This window comes from Marinobacter sp., from assembly GCF_041687235.1.
In the GTDB taxonomy this organism is placed as follows: Bacteria; Pseudomonadota; Gammaproteobacteria; order Pseudomonadales; family Oleiphilaceae; genus Marinobacter.
In genome coordinates, this window is the sequence record NZ_JAWLCH010000004.1 from 36,644 (window position 1) to 58,365 (window position 21,722).

The window sequence follows — 21,722 nt, forward strand, 5'->3', positions numbered from 1 at the left end:
GACTAAGGGAGGATCCGGAGCACCCGCCCATCCGCGCTGTCGGTGAGCAGATACACGGCGCCATCCGGCCCGGTGTCCACGTCACGAATGCGTTCACCAAGCCCTTCAAACATCGTCTCGGCGTCGATTGCCTGGCGGCCGTCAAGCGTCACCCGGTGCACGCTTTTGTCGGCCAGTGCGCCAACAAGCAAGTTGCCCTGCCAGCCCGGGAACAAATGACCCCGGTACCGGGTCATTCCTGAGGGGGCGATCGAAGGCGTCCAGTGGAGTACAGGCTGCTCCATCCCCTCTTTCTCGACAAAAGGCGTAACCATGGCGCCGGTGTAGTCGACGCCATGGGTGATGACTGGCCAGCCATAATTCTTGCCAGGCTCGATGATATTGATCTCATCGCCACCGCGCGGGCCATGCTCATGGGCAATCAGAACACCCTCGACGGAATCGTAAAACAGGCCCTGAACATTCCGGTGCCCATAGCTGTATATCTCCGGCAACACCCCCTCCCGACCAACATAGGGGTTATCGGCCGGGGCAGTGCCATCAGGATTCAGACGAACGATCTTGCCAAGATGACTGGACAAGTCCTGCGCCTGCTCACGGTAGTCGAACCCGTCTCCCAGGGTCACGATCAACGTACCATCCGGGAGCCAGGCCATTCGCCCGCCGTAATGGGCACTGCCTCGCTTCGCAGGTTCGGCCCGGAATATCTCGACTACGTCAACCAATGCCATGCCCTGCAGCTTGCCCCGGGCGACGCAAAGATGATTGGCAGAGGCGGAACCGCAGGCGTAGGCAAGAAAAACCTGCTGGCTGGTCTCGAAGTCTGGCGACAACAGGACATCAAAAAGGCCTGCCTGGGCGTCGTTGAAAACCGGTGGTACCCCGGTGATGGCTTCCCCGGCTAACTGTCCGTCCCCGGAGATGTGCCGCAACCGCCCTGCCCGCTCGGTTACCAGGGCACCACCGTCGGGAAGAAATGCCAGAGACCATGGATGCTCGAGCCCCGAGGCAAGGGTCTCGACGGTGTAGTCGCTGGAGGGTTGAGCCTGAACCGGACCCGGCAGCCATCCAAGGCCAACTGCCAGGCAACAGGCCAACACGGCTGTTGAGGCGGAGCCACTACCACCTGCCCGGGGTTTGGCCGCCATGCGGGCGAACACTGCACCAGCAAACGCCGCCGTCAATAACATTGCGAGCAACCCCCCCGTGGAGCGGGTCGCCGCAATCAGCGTCGGCATTGGTGCAAGAGCATTCACCACCGTTAGCGCAAGCCAAAGGCCGGCCCCACCGGCGAGGGCGAACAGCGGGGCTCGCCATCCAAGACCCACGAAACGCGACACCACCGCAGCAATGCTCTGCGACGCGAGAAAACTCACACCAAAAAGGATTCCGTAAAGGGGGGCGAAGGAGCCCAGATCATGAATCGTTGCGGACAGGCGAGCGTCAGGTCCGACCGCTACACCCATATCCTGAAGGGCCAACAGGTTGAACTGAGTCTGAACCACAGATCCAGAAACCACGCCGATTACCAGCGCAACCACAAACCCCGAAACGCTTTTCAGATTTCCCTGCCTACCTGCCATTGATGCCGCCCTCAAAACTGATGTCTGTTTATACGAGCCATTCTGTCAGATACAAGCACAAAAAAACCGGAGCATCACACTCCGGTTTTTCTTAAGCCGTTACAGCCGGGGATTACTGCTCCACAAAGGCCCGCTCAATCACGTAATGGCCCATGTCACCGCCACGGGCTTCCTTGAAGCCCATGTTGTTCAAAATGGCGCAGGTGTCCTTGAGCATGCTGGGACTCCCGCAGATCATGAACCGGTCGTGCTCAGGATCGAAATCCGGCAGACCGAGATCCCGGGTAATCTTCCCGGTTTCCATGGCATCTGTCAGCCGCCCCTTGTTGCGGAACTCTTCCCGGGTCACCGTGGGGTAGTAGACCAGCTTGCCCTTCACCATCTCTCCGAAATATTCGTTCTCCGGCAGTTCCTCTATCTCCTTCTGGTAGGCCAGCTCCGACACGTAGCGAACGCCGTGAGTCAGGATTACCTTGTCGAACGCCTCATAAACCTCGGGGTCCTTGATGATGCTCATAAACGGAGCCAATCCGGTACCGGTGCTGATCAGCCACAGGTTCTTGCCAGGCAGAAGGTTGTCCAGAATCAGGGTACCCGTCGGTTTGCGGCTCACCAGAATCTCGTCACCGACCTGGATCTTCTGCAGGCGGGATGTCAGTGGACCGTCCTGGACCTTGATCGAGAAAAACTCAAGCTCTTCCTCGTAGTTAGCACTGGCAATACTGTAGGCACGCATCAATGGTTTGCCATCGGTTTCCAGACCGATCATGACAAAATGACCGTTCTTGAAACGAAACCCCGGATCCCGGCTTGTAGTAAAGCTGAACAGGGTGTCGTTCCAGTGATGGACGCTGGTAACTTTCTCTTTGATCAGGTTGCTCATGAAAACCTCTTGCCTGTTCGTTACGCTTTTTACGGCGAATGTCTTAACTTTGGATTGCGCTCAGTGTAACCCGCCACTAACCTATCGGGAAAATGGGATATTCTCATAACCTTATTCGAGCGAGCCGATTAAGAGCCAAACGTTATGAAATACAGTTTCCGACAACTGGAGGTTTTCCTCGCAGCGGCGCATTTTCAGAACATTACCCGGGCAGCGGAATCGCTCGCCATGTCGCAATCCGCTGCCAGCAGTGCCCTCAAGGAGCTGGAAAACCAGTTCGATATCCAGCTGTTCGACCGCGTTGGCAAACGGCTCCAGCTTAACGAACTCGGACGACTGTACCGGCCGAAGGTGGAAGCCGTCCTCGCCCAGGCCAATGAGCTGGAGCAGGCCTTCAGCGAACACACTGAAGTGGGTGCTCTGAAGGTGGGTGCCACATTGACTATCGGGAACTATCTGGCCGTGGGGGTCATGGCCCAATACATGAATACCCCTACCCACCCCCGTGTTTCCCTGGAGGTGGCCAACACAAGCACCATCGCCAGACGGGTCAAAGATTTCGAACTCGATATAGGGCTGATTGAGGGGGAACTGCAATCACCTGAACTGGACGTCCTGCCCTGGCGCGGCGATGAGCTGGTGGTGTTCTGCTCACCCAGCCATCCCCTGGCACGCAAAACTTCACTCTCCGATGAGGATCTGCGCAACGCCACCTGGATCATGCGGGAACCTGGCTCGGGAACCCGGCAAAGCTTCGAGCGAGGTATGCACGGCCTGCTGCCGGATCTGAACGTGTTGCTGGAACTGGAGCACACGGAGGCCATCAAGCGGGCGGTAGAAGCAGACCTGGGCATAGGCTGCCTGTCTGAAGTCGTGTTAGCCGATGCCTTCAAACGCGGCAGTCTGGTGCCACTGACTGTCCCTGACCATCGCCGGTTTGACCGACAGTTCTACTTTATCCTCCACAAACAGAAATACCGCAGCGCAGGCATCGACGCCTGGATAGAGCTTTGCCGGCAGCTACGCTGATACCGGCCCACTGTGGAACCGGAACTCCGTGTCCGGGTCCTCGATCAACGCTTTTTCAATCGCCAGGAACTCCGAAACGCGCGCTTCTATCGAACCACCCGCGGCCTGCTCAGCCAGCGACAGATAGTCCTGATAGTGCCGGGCCTCGGATTTCAGCAGACTGGTGTAGAAATCCGCCAGCTTGTCGTCCAGAAACGGCGCCAGCGCGGCAAACCGTTCACAGGAGCGCGCCTCGATAATGGCACCCACAATCAGCACATCAACAAGGCGGCCGGGATCTTCCGAGCGGACTTGCTGTCTCAAACCGGCAGCGTAGCGAGCCGGTGTCAGGTGGCAATAGTCCACGCCCCGCTTGTTCATGATGGCAAGCACCTGCTCAAAGTGCCGGAGCTCTTCCCTGGCCAGCCGTGACATCTTGTTCAACAGATCCGTGTTGTCAACGTATCGGTACATCAGGCTGAGCGCGGTGGAGGCGGCTTTTTTCTCGCAATGGGCGTGATCGATCAGCATCAGATCCTGGTTCGCCAGGGCATTATCGATCCATTGTTGCGGAGTCCGGCATGGCAGGAAATTGTGAATCTCTTGCAGGGCGTCGTTCATGGCTCTGTATATTGGTTGATTTGCGGCCGGCGAGTATAGCGCACTTAACAGATTCCTCCGACCTCTGTCCAACTTAACTTTATAAGGGGTTTCCTATAGAATGCAGCGCCAGATTAAGGAGTCTCTGAATAAACCCTGAAACCCCATCGGTGATTTGAGGCATTATTCAGAGGCTCCTGCGGCCTTTCCGCCAAAAACCTCCCGCCAAGGCATGATGCCAATGGCGCGGGACATTCCAACTGATGAGGGTCCATATCGTGTTAGAAGCTTACCGTGAACACGTTGCTGAACGTGAAGCCCTGGGTATTCCTCCCAAGCCCCTGAACGCCGAGCAGACCGCTGCTCTGGTCGATCTTCTGAAGAACCCGCCGGCTGGTGAGGAAGATACCCTGGTGTATCTTCTGGAAAACCGCATTCCGCCAGGCGTCGATGAAGCCGCCTATGTGAAGGCTGCCTTTCTGACCGCCATTGTTAAAGGCGAAGCGTCCTCGCCGCTGCTGGACAAACAGAAAGCGGTGCAGCTGCTGGGCATGATGCAGGGTGGCTACAACATTGCGACCCTGGTCGACCTTCTGGATGACTCCGAACTGGCCGAACTGGCCGGCGAGCAGCTCAAGCGCACCCTGCTCATGTTCGATGCCTTCAACGATGTGAAGGAAAAAATGGACGCAGGAAACCCCGTGGCCAAGGCGGTCATCGAATCCTGGGCCAACGGCGAGTGGTTCACCAACAAGAAGAAGGTTCCTGAGAGCACCAAGATGGTGGTGTTCAAGGTCACCGGCGAAACCAACACCGACGATCTGTCCCCGGCTCCCGATGCCTGGTCCCGCCCGGACATTCCGCTGCACGCCCGCGCTGCCTATAAAATGGAGCGCGACGGTCTGAAGCCGGAAGAACCCGGCGTAACCGGCCCGATGAGCCAGATCGACGAAATCAAGTCCAAGGGCCTGCCCGTTGCCTTCGTCGGTGACGTCGTAGGTACCGGTTCTTCCCGTAAGTCTGCCACCAACTCTGTTCTGTGGTTCTTCGGTGAGGACATCCCGGGCGTTCCGAACAAGCGTGCCGGTGGTGTCTGTATCGGTAACAAGGTTGCCCCGATCTTCTTTAACACCATGGAAGACGCCGGTGCTCTGGTTTTCGAAGCACCCGTCGACAACATGAACATGGGCGACGTGATCGAAATCCGCCCGTACGAAGGCAAGATCCTGAACGAAGCCGGAGAAACCATTTCCGAGTTCAAGTTCAAGTCAGATGTGATCCTGGACGAAGTTCAGGCCGGCGGTCGTATCCCGCTGATCATCGGCCGTGGCCTGACCGCAAAGGCACGTACCGCTCTGGGCATGGGCCCGACTGACCTGTTCCGTCTGCCGAAAGATCCGGAAGCGGGCACCAAGGGCTTCACCCTGGCCCAGAAGATGGTGGGCAAGGCCTGTGGCCTGGAAGAAGGCAAAGGCGTTCGTCCAAACACCTACTGCGAACCGCACATGACCACCGTCGGCTCCCAGGACACCACTGGCCCGATGACCCGGGACGAACTGAAAGACCTGGCGTGTCTGGGTTTCCAGGCAGACCTGGTCATGCAGTCCTTCTGTCACACCGCCGCTTATCCGAAGCCGGTAGACGTCGAAATGCAGCACACCATGCCGGACTTCATCCAGACCCGTGGTGGTGTCGCCCTGCGTCCGGGTGACGGCATCATCCACTCCTGGCTGAACCGCATGCTGCTGCCAGACACCGTGGGCACCGGTGGTGACTCTCACACCCGTTTCCCGATGGGCATCTCCTTCCCGGCCGGTTCCGGTCTGGTGGCGTTTGCTGCCGCTACCGGCGTTATGCCGCTGGACATGCCGGAATCCGTTCTGGTTCGCTTCAAGGGCGAAATGCAGCCGGGCATCACCCTCCGTGACCTGGTACACGCCATCCCGCTGTACGGCATCAAACAGGGCCTGCTGACCGTTGAAAAGAAAGGCAAGATCAACGAGTTCTCCGGTCGCATCCTGGAAATCGAAGGCCTCGAGCACCTGACCGTTGAGCAGGCGTTCGAACTCTCCGACGCCTCTGCCGAACGCTCCGCCGCTGGTTGCACCATCAACCTGTCCGAAGAGTCCGTGGCCGAGTACCTGCGCTCCAACATCACCATGCTGCGCTGGATGATTGCCGAAGGTTACGGCGATCCTCGCACCCTGGAGCGTCGTGCCCAGCAGATGGAAGAGTGGCTGGCCGATCCTAAGCTGATGCGTGCTGACAAAGACGCCGAGTATGCTCACGTGGTCGAAATCGACCTGGCCGATATCAAAGAGCCGATCGTGTGCTGCCCGAACGACCCGGACGATGCCAAGTTCCTGTCCGAAGTGGCTGGCGACAAAGTCGACGAAGTATTCATCGGCTCCTGCATGACCAACATCGGTCACTTCCGCGCAGCCGGCAAGCTGCTGGAGATGAACAAGGAACCGCTGAAGACCCGCCTGTGGATGTCTCCGCCCACCAAGATGGATCAGGCCCAGCTGATGGAAGAGGGCTACTTCAACACCTATGGCACCGCCGGTGTTCGTACCGAGATGCCAGGCTGCTCCCTGTGCATGGGCAACCAGGCGCGGGTTGCTGCGAAGTCTACCGTTCTGTCCACGTCTACCCGTAACTTCCCGAACCGCCTGGGCGATGGTGCCAACGTGTACCTGACCTCTGCGGAACTGGCAGCTGTGGGCGCAGTACTGGGCAAACTCCCGACTCCGGCGGAGTACATGGAGTACGCCAAAGACCTCAACAGCATGTCGAAAGAGATCTACAAGTATCTCAACTTCGACCAGATGGAGAACTACACCAAGAAGGCCTCTGAGGCGAACGTTGCCTGAGCAGTAACTTCTGAGGTTTAGCTCCAAAAACGCCAGCCCTCGGGCTGGCGTTTTTTTGTGGCCGGATACCCTTGTACCTTGTTGACCACCACCTACACGAATTGGCATAAAAAAACTCCCTGCCGAAACAGGGAGCCTTTTTGGGTCCGGTGAGAACCCGGGCAAATGCCCGGGCTTGTTTCCCAGACTGCCTTGCGGCTGTTTTGCTTTACCGCTCGATATGCTGATACTCGCCGGCATCGGCCGTGACACTGCTCACTACCAGTATCGCAATCATGGAGGCAATGAAGCCTGGAATGATCTCATAGACACCGGGACCACCCATGAACTCGCCGTTCCAACCCAGTGAGATCCAGATCATAACGGTGGCTGCGCCAACAACCATACCCGCGATGGCTCCAGCGCCATTGGTACGCGACCACATAAGCGAGAGGATAATCAGCGGACCAAATGCGGCACCAAAGCCGGCCCAGGCGTTTGCGACCAGCGCCAGAACCTGAGAATCGGGATCGGAGGCGATAACCGCTGCCACCAGACCGACAATAACAACACACACACGGCCGACATTTACGCATTCCTTGTCAGTTGCTTCCTTACGCAGGAACAGACGATAGAAATCCTCTGTCAGCGAAGAGGAAGACACCAGCAACTGACTGGAGATGGTACTCATCACCGCCGCCAGCAGGGCTGCATACAGGAAGCCGGTGATCAGCGGATGGAACAGCATGTCTGACAGGATAATGAAGATGGTTTCCGGATCCTGTACGTCCATGCCATTACGGATGGCGTAGGCACGGCCGAATACGCCCAGAGAAATCGCGCCAATCAGGGAAATCAGCATCCAGCTCATACCGATATTTCTGGCAATGGGCACATCCTTAAGAGTGCGGATTGCCATGAAGCGCACGATGATATGGGGCTGACCAAAATAACCCAGCCCCCAGGTAACGGCAGACAACCAACCAATGAAGGTTAGCCCCTCCGTCCAGGAAAGTAGCGTGGGATCAACCTCATTCAGGGTTTGAGAGGCCTGGGCGAAACCTCCGCCACCTTCACCAAACAGCACAACCGCGGGCATGATCACCAGAGCCAGCATCATGATGCAGCCCTGCACAAAGTCCGTCATACTCACGGCCAGGAACCCACCCACAACGGTGTAAGCCAGAACCACACCCAGCGTAATGACAATGCCGGCTGCGTAATCACTCATGCCACCGATGTTGAAAATTCCGGAGAATGCGCTCTCAAACAGCTTTCCGCCGGCCACCAGGCCCGAGGCTGTATAGACCGCGAAGAAAATGACAATAACGATCGCCGAGACGGTGCGCAGCGACAGGGCCTGTGTCGGGAATCGATTTGCCAGGAAAGACGGGATGGTGATTGCATTGCCATAGTGAACGGTTTGTTCACGGAGACGGGGCGCAACCAGCGTCCAGTTAAAGAATGCCCCCACGAGCAGGCCAATACCAATCCAGGCAGATCCCAGACCCGAGGCAAACAGCGCGCCCGGCAGACCCAGAAGCAGCCAGCCACTCATATCAGAAGCACCTGCCGAAAGCGCAGCCACCTTCGGACTGAGGGCTCGGCCACCCAACATATAGTCCTCGGATGAAGACGTCGCTCTGCGCATGGCATAAACGCCGATGGCAATCATGAGCGCAAAGTAAGCAAATAGACTGATCCAAACACCAATAGCCATAGGGGCTCCTCCGGTTTAATGAGTCGGAATAGATCCGCTCGCAAAGCACATGGCTGACCTCATGCCAACTCGCTGCACTGTTCTTCTTTTGTTCCTGAATCTGAGCGCGCAATTAACGCTTGCGACTCACGCCCCGCACACATGCGTGAGGCCGGGCTCCAGTCGCTATAACTTAGTATTAGTACGGACTCCAGGCTTACGAAATCCTACGATTCTTTTGCACAATCCTACGGGACTATGAAACCGGCGAGCCGAATCAGGCCACCCGCTCACCAACCTGTAGTCTCGATGGCGTAGTCCCTTTGTATTTCCGCAATGCATTTGTCAGAGCGCTTTGAGACGAGAAACCGGTTCGATAACTGATTTCGGACACCGTGAGGGTCGTTGTTGCGAGGAGATTGGCAGCTTGATCAAGGCGTGTCTGTAACAGGAACTGGTGGGGCGTAATGCCTGCGGCCTCCCTGAACACCTCGTGGAAACGGCTGACACTCAGGCAAGCCTCTCCTGCCATATCTTCAACGGTGATTTTCTTGTGGAGATTTCTGAGGATAAAGTGTCGGACTGCATCCGGGCTGATGGAGTTCCGGTTTGAAGTGAAGGGCTGGCCATCCGTTATCCGGTCAGCCATGCAGTACAGAATGCTTGACGCAAGATGCTGCTGAAGCGTGATATGGTCGGGCGCGCGGTCAAACTCGGCAGCGGCGAACTGGACGAGCCCGTGCAAACGGCTGTCCATCTGCAAGGTGCGCGGCCTTTCGAAAACCCGCATCATGCGCTCGTAATCGTTGTGGGCTGGCGTGTTCACGGCTGGCGTGAGGGGATCAAGATTAATAACCAGCACATGATTATTGTCGTTCCCGCAATAATCGTGTCGGGCTTCGGTGGGCACGAAATAGGCCCTCCAGGTGTCCAGATGAGCCCCTGCTCCATCGACGCTCAACTCGGCTTCGCCCCGTACACCGATGACAATCTGGTGGTGTTCATGCCGGTGCTGATGCGCGGCTATGGGAAGCTTTAGAAGTTTCGCGTTAACCATTAAAACTGCCAGCGTTTAACTGAGAATGTTCCTCAATTAAAGCAGAACATTACAGAAAGTGCACGAATGGAACGAAATCACCGGGTGAACAAATGCCTCTCAGAGGACCTCTGAACCACTTACCCACTGGCGCAACAACCCCGAAACATGCCCAGAAACCTGAGCCAGAGGACGTGCTGCATCGACCATATGATACCGGGAGGGCTGCGCCATCGCCCGGGCAAGATAGACATTCCTGATTCGCTGAAAGAAATCCAGATCTTCCTGCTCAAAGCGATCAAGCTCGCCTCTCCTGCGTGCCCTGGCCATTCCTGTGTCCACGGGAGCATCCAGCACAATAACGTGATCCGGTCGGACGTCACCCTGGACAAGATTCTCCAGCAACGCTATCCGGTCCTCAGGAACACCCCGGCCACCACCCTGGTAGGCGAATGTGGCATCGGTAAACCGGTCGCACAACACCCACTGGCCAGCGTTGAGTGCCGGCAATATTCGCGTATGCAGATGTTGGGCCCGAGCCGCGAACATCAGAAGCAACTCGGTGATTTCATGCACAGGCTCATCCCGGGGCGCCAACAGCAGCTCGCGAATAGCCTCTGCCATGGGCGTACCGCCCGGCTCGCGCGTTACCAGCACTTCGACACCGAGGTTCCTGAGGGTTTCGGCGGCATTTGCCAGCTGCGTGGACTTGCCGACACCCTCGGTGCCTTCGAAGGTAATGAACTGTCCTTTTGCCGTCATCCCTCGCCCCCGCCATCGCCCGGAGGGGGCTCTACCGGCGCCGGAGAGGAACGGTAATCCTTGCGACGATTGAGCTGGAATTCACGCACGGCCTTCTGGTGCTCGGCCAGTGTGCGTGAGAACTTGTGGGTACCATCGCCCCGGGCAACAAAATAAAGCGCGTCGCCGTCCTCGGGGTGCAGTGAGGCGTGAATGGACTCGCGGCCAGGCAAGGCGATGGGGGTTGGAGGCAACCCATTGATTCTGTATGTATTATAGGGCGTATAGGTCCGCAGGTCCTTGCGCCCGATCCGCCCCTGGTAGCTGTCGCCCATACCATAGATCACCGTGGGATCGGTTTGCAGCCGCATCCCCTTCTGCAGGCGCCGGACAAATACACCGGCGACCTGGCCCCGCTCATGGGGTGCGCCGGTCTCGCGTTCCACAATAGATGCCATGATCAGCGCTTCGTAGGGCGTCTTGTAAGGCAAGCCTTCTTCCCGCTCAGCCCACTCCTCGGCCAATACGGTTTCCATGCGGTTGAAGGCTCGTTTGAGCAGATCCAGATCGGACTCATTGCTGGTAAAGGCGTAGGTATCGGGAAAAAATCGTCCTTCGGGATGCTCTCCCTCGGCGCCAACAGCCGCCATAATCTGCTCACTGGTCCACTCGCCGGTCACCTTCTGCAACTTCTCTGCGCGGGCCAGAGCCGCTCTCATATCCTTGAAGGTCCAGCCCTCGATAAACTGTACATACCAGTGTTTGGTATCACCCGACACCATCTTGGCAACCATGTCACTGGGACTCATGCCATCGAAAAACTCGTACTCGCCAGCCCTGATTCTGGTCTGTTCGGGGTCCAGACGACCATAGACCCGGAGCCACAGGCGATCAGAGACCAGACCTTCCGCTTCCAGCCGGCCAACCACTTCTGCAAAAGAGGCGCCCTGGGGAACATTGAACAGCAACGGCTCTTCGAGGGTCACCGGCTTTTTCAAGCCTTGCAGCCCCTGCCATACCCACAGACCGGTTCCCGCTGAGGCCAGGACGGCGACACAAACACACGCAAGCAATAACTTCTTGAGCAAACGATTTATTCCAGTGTTTCGAGAGGATTGAAGATTGTCGCAAGTCCGGTATCGACAGGCAAATCATGGCCAGCAATAGTGCGAACCGGAACAATTCCGAGGACACTGTTCATAAGAAACAGCCCCTGGCAGTCCGGACCCAGCACGTCTTCGACAGTGACCGGGCGTTCTACAACCGGCTCTCCCCGTTGCCTGAGACGCTCCAGTACCCACTGCCTGAGAACTCCGGCCACCGCAAGGCTCGATGCCGGCGGCGTCACCCAGCTACCCCCCTGCCGGAGCAGGAGATTAGCACGGGTGCCTTCGACAAGATTCCCGTCACGATCGGCCATAACGACCTCGAACAGCGAGGGCCCAAGCTCAGCGGCCGCCAGGACCTGCTCCATCCGGTTCAGAGACTTGATTCCTGCAAGGAGCGGATTGACAGAAAGCGGCACCTTCGAGAAATCGACAACCACCCCACTGTTATCCGGCATTGGCGGTAAAGGGGATCCGGCAACCAGAAGGTGAGGCTCCATCCCGGGATCGGGCCGGTAGCCCCGCCCACCGCTACCGCGGGTCAGAACCAGTTTCAGAATCCAGCCCTCCTCCCCGAAACGTTCGCCGAAACGCTGCGTCGCCTCGAGGCAAACATTGGCCAGATCCTTCCGCGTAACGTTGATGCCCAGTCGTTGGGCATCCCGAACCATGCGCTCCAGGTGACGGGAAAGCAAAACCCCTTTCTGGCCAGCCATCCGGATGGTTTCAAACAGCCCATCACCATAGGCCACGCCCCGGTCATCGGCGGGCAGACCGCCCTCATCGGCCCAGAACAGACGAAACGCAGTCACTGTCAGCCTTCGTAGCGACGGAATATCAGGGTTCCATTGGTACCACCAAACCCGAACGAATTGGACAGCGCCACCCGCACATCGGCCTGCCGGCTCTTGTGGGCAACGAGATCCAGATCGCATCCCTCGTCAGGGTTGTCCAGATTGATGGTTGGCGGCAGCACGCCATCGCGGATCGCGAGGACCGAAAAGATCGCCTCCACGGCACCGGCGGCGCCAAGCAGATGACCGGTCATGGATTTGGTACTGCTCATAGCCAGCTTTTCGGCATGCCCGCCAAACACCCGCCGAACAGCAGCAACCTCGGCAACATCCCCTACCTGGGTGGACGTGCCGTGGGCATTGATATAGTCGATTTCTTCTGGCTTCAAGCCTGCATCACGGACTGCATTGACCATAGAGCGGGCAGCGCCCTCGCCATCTTCCGGCGGCGCAGTGATGTGGTGGGCATCGTCACTCATACCGAAGCCAACGACTTCGCCGTAGATGGTGGCACCTCGCTGCCTGGCGTGTTCAAGTTCCTCAAGAACCACCACGCCCGCACCGTCACTGAGTACAAAGCCGTCCCGGTCTTTATCCCACGGTCTGCTGGCCTTTTCCGGTTCGTCATTACGGGTGGACAATGCCCGGGCGGCCGAAAAGGCAGCCATACCGGTGCGGGTAGTCGCCATTTCCGATCCGCCGGCCAACATCACCTCGGCATCGCCATAGGCAATGGTCCGGGCAGCATAGCCGATGTTATGGGTCCCGGTGGTGCAGGCGGTGACAATAGCAATGTTGGGGCCGCGATAGCCGAAACGGATAGCGGCATTACCGGAGATCATGTTGATCACAGAGGCCGGCACAAAGAATGGCGAAACTTTACGCGGCCCGGATTTATCCATGGTGAGTACACTTTTCTCAATGTACTCAAGGCCACCGATACCGGAGCCAATGGCGATGCCCACCCGTTCCCGATCAAGTCTGCCAAACGATTCCAGACCACTGTCATCCACCGCCTGTTGGGCGGCAATCAGACCATAATGGATAAACGCATCCAGCTTTCTGGCGTCTTTAGGGGAGAGGTAGGGCTCCATATCCAGATCCCGGATGGCTCCACCAATCCGGGTGTTATAGGCAGACGCGTCAAAGCGGTCGATCATACTGATCCCGCTACGCCCGGCCTTGATCGCTTCCCAGGACGACGCCACGCTATTGCCGACCGGAGACAGCATGCCCATACCTGTAATGACAACTCGCCGTTTAGTCATAACCCCTTGCACCTGATCTTGTCCGAATGAATCTGAACGCAGATTGAACCTGATTTTCAGGCAATAAAAAAGCCGTCCCCCGATGTTTCACAAGGACGGCTTTTTGCCTGGCTTACTTAAATGCAGAGTATCAGGTGTGCGCGACGATGTAGTCGATCGCGTCCTGAACACTTGTCAGCTTCTCGGCTTCCTCATCAGGAATCTCGGTTTCAAATTCCTCTTCCAGTGCCATAACCAGCTCAACGGTGTCCAGTGAGTCAGCGCCAAGATCCTCTACAAAAGAAGATGAGTTCTGAACTTCGGACTCTTTAACGCCCAACTGTTCACAAACGATCTTCTTCACGCGCTCTTCAACTGTACTCATAATGTCCTCACTTTGTGTGTCAACCAAGCAACTCTAGTGCTGCCAGTTTAGTTTAAACCCTACCTGCAAACAAGCAGGGATTCAGTTAAACATGTTGTGCGACAAGGAGTTGCGCACAAACCCCGACCGGGGCTTATCCCATGTACATTCCGCCGTTTACGTTGATGGTTTCGCCCGTCACGTATCCGGCTGCATCTGAAGCCAGGAAGGCAACCACGGCTGCCACTTCTTCCGGCTCACCCAGACGACCCGCGGGTATGATTTCCAGCATAGCCTCGCGCTGCTTGTCGTCCAGTTTTTTTGTCATATCCGTGTCAATAAATCCCGGAGCCACGCAATTTGCGGTGATACCACGGTTTGACATTTCCTTGGCAAGGCTGCGGGTAAACCCTTCAACGCCCGCCTTGGCGGCGCAGTAATTACCCTGCCCCGGGTTGCCCATTCCAGCAACCACGGAACTGATGTTAATAATCCGCCCCCACCTGGCCTTGGCCATGCCGCGAAGCACTGCCTTGCTGGTGCGGTATACGCTGGACAGGTTGGTTTCCAGAACCGATGCCCAGTCGTCGTCTTTCAAACGCATCAGCAGGTTATCACGGGTAATGCCGGCATTGTTGACCAGAATCAGCGGCGCACCGGATTTCTCCGTCAACTCCTTCAGACCAGCTTCAATACTGGCCGGATCCGCCACGTTCATGACCATACCGTAGCCCTTGTAGCCGGCTGACTGAAGATCATTGGTGATGGCTTCGGCACCGGCAGCGCTGGTGGCCGTGCCGACAACTTCGGCACCCTGCGCGGCAAGCGCACGGGCAATCGCCTGGCCAATACCACGGGTTGCACCGGTTACCAGTGCAGTTTTGCCTTCCAGAGACATGAATAACTCCCTTTCGTTTCAGGACTGGCCGAAGGCGTCCAACGCCTTCGCCAGCGAATCCGGATCTTCAATACTGTGAACCGCCAGAGCCCGGTCGATACGTTTCGCGAGCCCTGCCAGCACCTTTCCGGTGCCACATTCGACCGCAACCTCCACACCGTTGCCAACCAGGGTACGAACCGAGTCCGTCCAGAGCACCGGCGAATACAGCTGCTTGAGCAGATTGGCCTTCAGTGTAGCGGATTCTGTCTCGGCGGCGGCGTTAACATTTTGTATAACCGGGATGACAGCATCGTTAAAGCGTACATCTTCCAGCGCTTTCGCCAACTCCTCAGCGGCGCCTTTCATCAGGGCACAGTGGGAGGGCACGCTCACCGGCAATGGCATGGCCTTGCGTGCGCCTTTTTCCTTACAGGCTTCGATAGCGCGCTCAACGGCCGCCGCAGAACCGGCAATGACAACCTGGCCGGGCGCGTTAAAATTCACTGCAGAAACAACATCATCCTGCGCTGCGGCTTCGCAGGCCGCAACCACATCGTCGTCCTCCAGTCCGAGAATCGCCGCCATCTTCCCTTCCCCGGCGGGCACGGCGTCCTGCATGAGCTCACCGCGCAGGCGAACCAGCTTTACCGCTTCCACAAAGTCGAGACTCTCGGAAGCGACCAGGGCGCTGTACTCTCCCAGACTGTGCCCGGCAAGGAAATCCGGCTTGCTGCCACCGGCCACAAACCACTGACGCCACAGGGCAACACTGGCGGTCAGCAGCGCAGGCTGGGTAACCATGGTTTTGTTGAGCTCCTCAGCTGGCCCCTTCTGGCAAAGCTGCCAGAGGTCGTAACCAAGCACATTGGAGGCTTCTGCGAAGGTTCTGTCGATAATGGGCCAGGCTTCAGCGGCTGCAGAAAGCATGCCTACAGATTGCGACCCTTGTCCTGGAAAAATAAAGGCTGATTTCATAAGCGGAATCTTATCGTCATTGAGGGGTTACGTGAGATTAGCCAATAGTACAAGTTAGGCCAATTATCCGCGAATGCAGGACCAGACAGGGACAGACTTTAGTCTCAGGCACTCAAAGCATGAGATCGTCGAGGCGCTCATTGATACGGCGGGGCACTTCCAGCTCAACTTCCCTGACCGCCTGCCTGATGGCCGAAAGCATGGCTCGCTCATTGGCGTTACCGTGGCTCTTGATGACCACGCCTTGCAGCCCGAGCAAACTGGCACCGTTGTGCCTGGAAGGATCCATTAATTGCAGAAGCCGACCGATAATCGGCCGGGCGAGCAGGCCAACCAGCCTGCCATAGAGATTCCTGGTAAACGCCTGCTCCATCAACTCAATCAGCAGACCGGCAACGCCTTCGCCGGTTTTCAGGGCGATATTGCCGACAAAACCGTCGCAGACAACGACATCGGCCACGTCCCGGAACAGGTCACTGCCCTCCACGTAACCGATATAGTTGATGGTGTCACACTGGGCCAACATGTGGGAGGCCAGCCGGACCTGTTCGTTGCCCTTGATCTCTTCTTCGCCGACGTTCAGCAAGGCGACCCGCGGCTCGGCCTGACTGCAAATAGCCGACGCCATCAGGGAACCCATCAGGGCATACTGATATAGGTTTTCAGCGGTTGAATCAACGTTGGCGCCCAGATCGAGGACGTGGCACCGCCCCCGCAACGAGGGAATAAGCTTGGCAATGGCCGGACGCTCGATACCCGGATACATGCGAATAAGGGTGCGACCGAACGCCATCAGTGCGCCGGTGTTCCCGGCACTGACACAACCCTGGGCCTCGCCGTCACGGACGAGGCTCAGCGCGATGGCCATGGAGGAATTCTTTTTATGGCGGAGGGCATGGGACGGGCGCTCGTTCATACGAACCACATCCGCCGCTTCAACGATGCGAATTCGTGCATGCCCTTCACGCAACAAAGCCTCAAGCTCGCTCCGGATTCCGACCAGAACGATGCTCAAGGCTTCGTTTTCGCGCACCGCCTGTAGCGACGCGGCAACCACAATGGCTGCTCCGCGGTCGCCACTCATGGCGTCAATCGCGATGGTGACCGGTTTCACCGTTCTGCCATCCGATTCGGGGCGGTGCATGATGGCAACGAGATTACTCGTCGCGTGCTTCGATTACCTGCTTGCCACGGTAAAAACCGTCCGGGGACACGTGGTGACGACGATGAACTTCACCGGTGGTCGCGTCGGTGCTCAGAGCAGCGGTGCTCAGAGCATCGTGGGAACGGCGCATGCCACGCTTGGAACGAGTCTTTCGATTTTGCTGTACAGCCATGATTATGCTCCTGACCTGTTAACGTAAACTTTGTCTTACTGAATAAGTAACGTCTGTTCGTTGAATGTGCGCCGGCTTCCCGAAAGGACACCCGCGCCCGGTTAATGCTTTGTTTTCTTGAGATCCGCCAGGACACTGAACGGATTCTCGCCCGACTTTCTCACCGGCTCTGCCGCAGAGCTGTCAGGCTCATAAGCTTCCAGATCTTCCCGGGCCGGACAGTCGTTCCGGTCGTGAAGCGGGAACGGCGGCAGCACCAGCAAGAGCTCATCTTCCACCATCGACCACAAATCTGCCGTGAAGTCATCGGTCAGAAAAGGTTCGAGCTCTCTCGGCAACTGTTGCGCCTGTTCGTCGCTTGTTACCAGCCCCAGGGTGAATCGGGAAACCAGTGTCTCGTTCATGGCACCCATGCACCGCTGACACTCGAGATCCACCGGCGCTTCCAGCTCACCTGAAACAACGCGACGACGCTCGCCATCCATGAAAAAGGACAGCTTCACCCGGCACGCCGCCCCTTCGGAAAACCCGAGTACGGCTTCACGAAAACGGCCAAGCCCGCTGATGGGAATAATTCCCTCCAGTGTGCTGTTTTGTTCCGCCAACCGGTAAGGATCAACAGATTTAGGCAACTCGGCGTTGGACGCGTTTGACATAGGCGCGCAATTTTAGGGGCGCAGCTCGCTGCTGTCAAAGACTTCGTTGCTTTTTGCACAAGGGTTCCCGTGCAGATAGGTGTAATTTACGATAACGACACGGCCGATACACTGCCCTGACTTTCAGAGGATTCAATTCATGACCCGAAAACCGCTCCTGCTGGCGTCCTCATCACCCTATCGAAAGGCACTACTGGACAGGCTGACCCTGCCGTTTACCTGCGCCAGCCCAGACATAGATGAGACACCGTACCGGGGTGAATCCGGAGAGTCGCTGGCTACACGATTAGCGGAAACCAAGGCCCGCGCACTGGCGGACCGATTCCCCGGCCACTGGATCATCGGCTCGGACCAGGTGGCCTGCCTGCCCGATGGCTCCTTGCTGAACAAGCCCGGCAGCCATGAACAGGCAGCAAGACAGCTCCGCCGGAGTAGCGGGCATCGGGTACTGTTTCTCACGGGCCTTGCCCTGCTGGACGCTGATTCCGGAAAACTCGACCGCGTTTGCGAACCCTACAGCGTATGGTTCCGGGACCTGAGCAACGAAGAGATAGAGGCCTACCTGCAACGGGAGCAGCCCTATGACTGCGCAGGCAGTTTCAAGATGGAAGGCCTGGGCATCGCATTGTTCGACGCGCTGGAGGGCCGTGACCCGAACAGTCTGGTGGGATTACCCCTGATCGCCCTGAGCGACTTACTGCGACGCTGGGGCCGGAACCCCCTGCTGGAGGACCGGCCTGGTACCAGCCAGATCTAGCGAAGCTCCAGGCGGGACTCAACCAGTTGACTGGCGAAGCCTGCTCCAACGGCAACCCCAAGCTGGTCAACAATATCCCGGAACGGTGACTTGCGACGGCTGTAGTCCACCAGTTCCTCCTGCCCGATAATCTGCCGGGCCACGTGTGATGCACTGCCAAGACCATCAGCCAACCCCAGCTCCACAGCCTGCTCGCCACTCCAGACCAACCCACTGAACAGGCGCTCGTCATCCGCCAGGCGATCACCCCTACCCTGCTTGACCGCGTCAATAAACTGCTGATGGGTGTTTTCCAGAACACTCTGCCAGAAGGTCACCTCGCTTTCTTCCTCGGGAGAGAAAGGATCCAGAAAAGCCTTGTTCTCGCCTGCAGTATACAGGCGGCGATCGACGCCGATTTTCTCCATCACCCCGGTAAAACCGAAGCCGCCGGCAACAACACCGATGGAACCGACGAGGCTGGCACGGTTGGCGTAGATTTCATCCGCAGCAGCGGCAATGTAATAGGCCCCGGAGGCACCAATATCGGAAATAACGGCATAGACCTTTTTCTCCGGGTACTCTTCCCGCAGGCGTTTGATCTCGTCGTAGACGTATCCTGCCTGAACCGGACTACCACCCGGACTGTTGATTCGCAGAATTACAGCAACCGACTTGGACTCCTCGAAGGCTGCACGGAGGGAGCCAACGATATTATCTGCGCTGGCCAGCTCATCCGCGGCTATCGGGCCATTAATCTCAACCAGAGCCGTGTGTTCACCTGCCACGCCCTCCAGCGAGTCACCCAGGGGAAACTTGAGCATGAACAGCAAGGCAATCAGATAGCCGAACGTCAGGAACTTGAAAAAGATCCCCCAACGGCGGCTTCTGCGCTGCTCCGCCTGAAGCGACATGACCAGTTTTTCGATAAGCTTCCAGTCACGCCCGGATTCCGGCGGAAGCTTCGGTGATCGGCGCCCGAACAATGGCCTGCTCTCCTTTTCCGGCTCCACCGGCTTGTCTCCCCACTCCGGGGACTTATCAGATTCCCAGTCACTCATGCACACACCCTGTCAGCAACATCGATGAATTTGGCCCGACTACAGCCCCAGCACCCGCCGGAGATCCGGCACGGAATCAACAATCGCATGCGGGGAGTAATCACCCAGCACATCCCGCTTGTGCACACCCCATTCAACCCCGATAGAGGGCATACCAATACGCTGAGCCATTTCCAGGTCATAACGGGTATCACCGATCATCACCGCATCCTCAGGCTCAATTCGATAGAAACGGAGAATTTCCTCAAGCATGGCGGGATCAGGCTTGGAGCGCGTCTCATCGGCGCACCGGGTTATTTCGAAGTGGTCGCCAAGGCCACTGGAAACCAGCGCAAAATCCAGCCCGCGACGGCTCTTGCCTGTGGCTACGGAGCAGCTGCGCCCTGACCCGCGCAGATCCGCAACCACATCGGCCATCCCCTTGAACACATTCTGGGGCGTTGTCACCTTGCTGAAGAAATAGCCTGCGTAACCTTCACGGATACGGTTCATTTCTTCCCGGCTGATGCCCGGATAAAGCTTTTCCAACGCCTCGACCATGCCAAGACCGATGATATCCCGGTAGGCCTCTCGCTCCAGTTCGGGGTAGCCCAGATCGGTTGCTGCCTGATGCAGGCTGTCGGCAATGTGCTCAACCGAGTCCACCAGGGTCCCGTCCCAGTCAAAAATAACCACTCTGACGTTCATTGATCGGTTCCTTTGAGACGTTCAGAAAGCTTTCTGAGCACGTCATTGAATGCATCGTCGTAGGGCGCCTCCAGGCGCATGGCCTCACCGGAGACCGGCAAAGTGAACTCCAGGGCGCGGGCATGCAGCATCAGTCGCTGACCACCAATGGACCGGAACGCTTTGAGGCTGACATCATCCATATACTTGTCGTCACCCGCAATCGGATGACCGGCCCAGGCACTGTGAACCCGGATCTGGTGCGTCCGCCCGGTGATCGGGGACGCCTCCACCAGACTGTACCCGGCATAGCGCTCAAGACAGCGGAAGGTCGTCAGTGACGCCTTTCCCGCCTCGTCTACCTTCACCCGGCGCTCACCGTTGGGCATTTCGTACCGCAACAGAGGCACATCAACCCGATCGACCCGCCCGGGCCAGTCACCGGCTACCAGCGCGTGATAATGCTTGCGGATGCGTTTCTGTCGCAGCTCATCCTGCAGATAGCGCAATGCAGATCGCTTCTTGGCCACCATCACCAATCCGGATGTATCGCGATCCAGACGATGCACCAGCTCCAGAAACTTTGCCGCCGGGCGAGCCGACCGCAGCACCTCGATCAACCCGAAACTCAGACCACTACCACCGTGAACTGCAATGCCGGAGGGTTTATTGACCACCAGCATCTGGTCGTTTTCGAAGACAACCGCAGCCTCCATCACGCCCTGAACCCGGGACCCCGGGGCTACCTGCCGGGGCTTTTCCTTGCGGATTACGGGCGGTATGCGCACCTGATCCCCGGTTCTCACACGGCTGTCCGGTTTTACCCGGCCTTTGTTGACCCGCACTTCGCCCTTCCGGATCACCCGATAGATAATACTTTTGGGAACCCCGCGGAGCTGAGCCAGAAGGAAGTTGTCGACTCTCTGGCCGTCGTTGTCCTCATCCACAGTCACCCACTGCACTCCCTGACGGACCTCTCCACGCTCAGCCGCGCTGTCACCGCTTGCCTGACTCGTCTTGACCGGCCTTACGGGCCTGGCTTGGGCTGGCTTTTTACTCGCAGACTTGCGGGACATGAAGTTCCTTGGACGATGGAGTGACTGCAGGATTGAACGACTGCATGAATACTGTTATATTCCGGCGTGCTCTGCCGTTTGTCTACGGCCTGACCAACTCAAGTCAGAAGCCGGAGCGGCAGAAGTATACCGACACTATTCGAGAGTTTGAACGCCGTGCACCCAATCACTACCGGGAACGGCGACAGAAATGCTCCCGGAGGACCAGGACAGATCTTAAAAAGGCTGCATCCTGTACCCGGGAGAAAGAAAAACCGCGCGGAAAACCGCGGGCGACATCGCGAAGAATCACTGCCACCCAGGGCCGGGCCGTCCAGCATACGAATACGACGTGAGACCCAGGCACCTGAGTGAACCTGAAAAACGGATAACATGCGTCAACAGACACGAACCTTACACGACCACTCCCTGCCCACAGGCAG

21 protein-coding genes are annotated in these 21,722 nt (G+C 57.7%); 3 read left to right on the top strand and 18 right to left on the bottom strand.

Annotated elements, in window-relative coordinates; genetic code table 11:
• Positions 1–2: 2 nt before the first annotated feature.
• The gene (locus ACESMK_RS07350) at positions 3–1,583 is read right to left on the bottom strand and encodes a PQQ-dependent sugar dehydrogenase (RefSeq protein ID WP_372996769.1); all 1,581 of its coding nucleotides are present in this window, start codon (positions 1,581–1,583) and stop codon (positions 3–5) included.
• Between the two features lie 112 nt (positions 1,584–1,695).
• Complete coding sequence (locus ACESMK_RS07355; protein ID WP_372996771.1) at positions 1,696–2,466, bottom strand: ferredoxin--NADP reductase; 771 nt, start codon at positions 2,464–2,466, stop codon at positions 1,696–1,698.
• A 144-nt stretch (positions 2,467–2,610) separates the two neighbouring features.
• Between ACESMK_RS07355 and ACESMK_RS07360 the strand changes: the two genes are divergently transcribed.
• A complete protein-coding gene (locus ACESMK_RS07360; RefSeq protein WP_372996773.1) occupies positions 2,611–3,495 on the top strand; it encodes a LysR family transcriptional regulator in 885 nt (294 codons plus the stop codon).
• On the opposite strand, the gene ACESMK_RS07365 is transcribed toward ACESMK_RS07360, so the two are convergent.
• The gene (locus ACESMK_RS07365) at positions 3,487–4,095 is read right to left on the bottom strand and encodes a tRNA-(ms[2]io[6]A)-hydroxylase (protein ID WP_372996775.1); all 609 of its coding nucleotides are present in this window, start codon (positions 4,093–4,095) and stop codon (positions 3,487–3,489) included. The two genes, ACESMK_RS07360 and ACESMK_RS07365, sit on opposite strands and share 9 nt — an antisense overlap.
• Before the next feature lie 257 nt (positions 4,096–4,352).
• Here ACESMK_RS07365 and ACESMK_RS07370 point away from each other — a divergent pair, with 257 nt between their 5' ends.
• On the top strand, positions 4,353–6,947 hold the full coding sequence (locus ACESMK_RS07370; protein WP_372996777.1) for a bifunctional aconitate hydratase 2/2-methylisocitrate dehydratase: 2,595 nt from the start codon (positions 4,353–4,355) through the stop codon (positions 6,945–6,947).
• A 208-nt stretch (positions 6,948–7,155) separates the two neighbouring features.
• Here the strand turns inward: ACESMK_RS07370 and putP are convergent, their stop codons facing one another.
• From putP to ACESMK_RS07430, 12 genes are all read right to left on the bottom strand, one after another.
• The gene (gene putP, locus ACESMK_RS07375) at positions 7,156–8,646 is read right to left on the bottom strand and encodes a sodium/proline symporter PutP (protein WP_372996779.1); all 1,491 of its coding nucleotides are present in this window, start codon (positions 8,644–8,646) and stop codon (positions 7,156–7,158) included.
• 256 nt (positions 8,647–8,902) lie between these two features.
• A complete protein-coding gene (locus ACESMK_RS07380) occupies positions 8,903–9,682 on the bottom strand; it encodes a helix-turn-helix transcriptional regulator (protein WP_372996781.1) in 780 nt (259 codons plus the stop codon).
• 99 nt (positions 9,683–9,781) lie between these two features.
• On the bottom strand, positions 9,782–10,423 hold the full coding sequence (gene tmk, locus ACESMK_RS07385) for a dTMP kinase (protein WP_372996783.1): 642 nt from the start codon (positions 10,421–10,423) through the stop codon (positions 9,782–9,784).
• Complete coding sequence (gene mltG, locus ACESMK_RS07390) at positions 10,420–11,490, bottom strand: endolytic transglycosylase MltG (protein WP_372996785.1); 1,071 nt, start codon at positions 11,488–11,490, stop codon at positions 10,420–10,422. The genes tmk and mltG overlap by 4 nt, the downstream gene beginning before the upstream one ends.
• Before the next feature lie 5 nt (positions 11,491–11,495).
• Positions 11,496–12,320 carry an aminodeoxychorismate lyase gene (gene pabC, locus ACESMK_RS07395; protein ID WP_372996787.1) on the bottom strand — a complete coding sequence of 275 codons (825 nt, stop codon included), beginning with the start codon at positions 12,318–12,320 and terminating at the stop codon, positions 11,496–11,498.
• 2 nt (positions 12,321–12,322) lie between these two features.
• Complete coding sequence (gene fabF, locus ACESMK_RS07400) at positions 12,323–13,570, bottom strand: beta-ketoacyl-ACP synthase II (RefSeq protein ID WP_372996789.1); 1,248 nt, start codon at positions 13,568–13,570, stop codon at positions 12,323–12,325.
• Positions 13,571–13,700: 130 nt separating this feature from the next.
• Positions 13,701–13,934, bottom strand: a complete 234-nt coding sequence (gene acpP, locus ACESMK_RS07405) for an acyl carrier protein (protein ID WP_008174976.1) — start codon at positions 13,932–13,934, stop codon at positions 13,701–13,703.
• A gap of 133 nt (positions 13,935–14,067) precedes the next feature.
• Positions 14,068–14,811: a 3-oxoacyl-ACP reductase FabG gene (fabG, locus tag ACESMK_RS07410; RefSeq protein WP_372996792.1), complete on the bottom strand. Its 744-nt coding sequence runs from the start codon at positions 14,809–14,811 to the stop codon at positions 14,068–14,070.
• Positions 14,812–14,829: 18 nt separating this feature from the next.
• Complete coding sequence (fabD, locus tag ACESMK_RS07415; RefSeq protein WP_372996794.1) at positions 14,830–15,768, bottom strand: ACP S-malonyltransferase; 939 nt, start codon at positions 15,766–15,768, stop codon at positions 14,830–14,832.
• A 112-nt stretch (positions 15,769–15,880) separates the two neighbouring features.
• On the bottom strand, positions 15,881–16,882 hold the full coding sequence (plsX, locus tag ACESMK_RS07420; RefSeq protein WP_372997207.1) for a phosphate acyltransferase PlsX: 1,002 nt from the start codon (positions 16,880–16,882) through the stop codon (positions 15,881–15,883).
• Between the two features lie 43 nt (positions 16,883–16,925).
• Positions 16,926–17,105, bottom strand: a complete 180-nt coding sequence (rpmF, locus tag ACESMK_RS07425) for a 50S ribosomal protein L32 (RefSeq protein ID WP_048495018.1) — start codon at positions 17,103–17,105, stop codon at positions 16,926–16,928.
• Between the two features lie 101 nt (positions 17,106–17,206).
• The gene (locus tag ACESMK_RS07430) at positions 17,207–17,761 is read right to left on the bottom strand and encodes a YceD family protein (RefSeq protein WP_372996796.1); all 555 of its coding nucleotides are present in this window, start codon (positions 17,759–17,761) and stop codon (positions 17,207–17,209) included.
• Positions 17,762–17,900: 139 nt separating this feature from the next.
• Here ACESMK_RS07430 and ACESMK_RS07435 point away from each other — a divergent pair, with 139 nt between their 5' ends.
• Positions 17,901–18,518: a Maf family protein gene (locus ACESMK_RS07435; RefSeq protein WP_372996798.1), complete on the top strand. Its 618-nt coding sequence runs from the start codon at positions 17,901–17,903 to the stop codon at positions 18,516–18,518.
• On the opposite strand, the gene ACESMK_RS07440 is transcribed toward ACESMK_RS07435, so the two are convergent.
• Genes ACESMK_RS07440 through rluC form a run of 3 tightly spaced genes read right to left on the bottom strand, consistent with a single transcriptional unit; the run spans position 18,515 to position 21,300 of the window.
• Entirely contained in the window at positions 18,515–19,558 is a 1,044-nt protein-coding gene (locus tag ACESMK_RS07440) for a S49 family peptidase (protein ID WP_372996800.1), read from the bottom strand. The two genes, ACESMK_RS07435 and ACESMK_RS07440, sit on opposite strands and share 4 nt — an antisense overlap.
• Positions 19,559–19,597: 39 nt before the next feature.
• The gene (locus tag ACESMK_RS07445; protein WP_372996802.1) at positions 19,598–20,245 is read right to left on the bottom strand and encodes an HAD family hydrolase; all 648 of its coding nucleotides are present in this window, start codon (positions 20,243–20,245) and stop codon (positions 19,598–19,600) included.
• Positions 20,242–21,300 carry a 23S rRNA pseudouridine(955/2504/2580) synthase RluC gene (gene rluC / locus ACESMK_RS07450; RefSeq protein ID WP_372996804.1) on the bottom strand — a complete coding sequence of 353 codons (1,059 nt, stop codon included), beginning with the start codon at positions 21,298–21,300 and terminating at the stop codon, positions 20,242–20,244. Before rluC ends, ACESMK_RS07445 begins: the two co-directional genes overlap by 4 nt.
• Between the last annotated feature and the right edge of the window lie 422 nt (positions 21,301–21,722).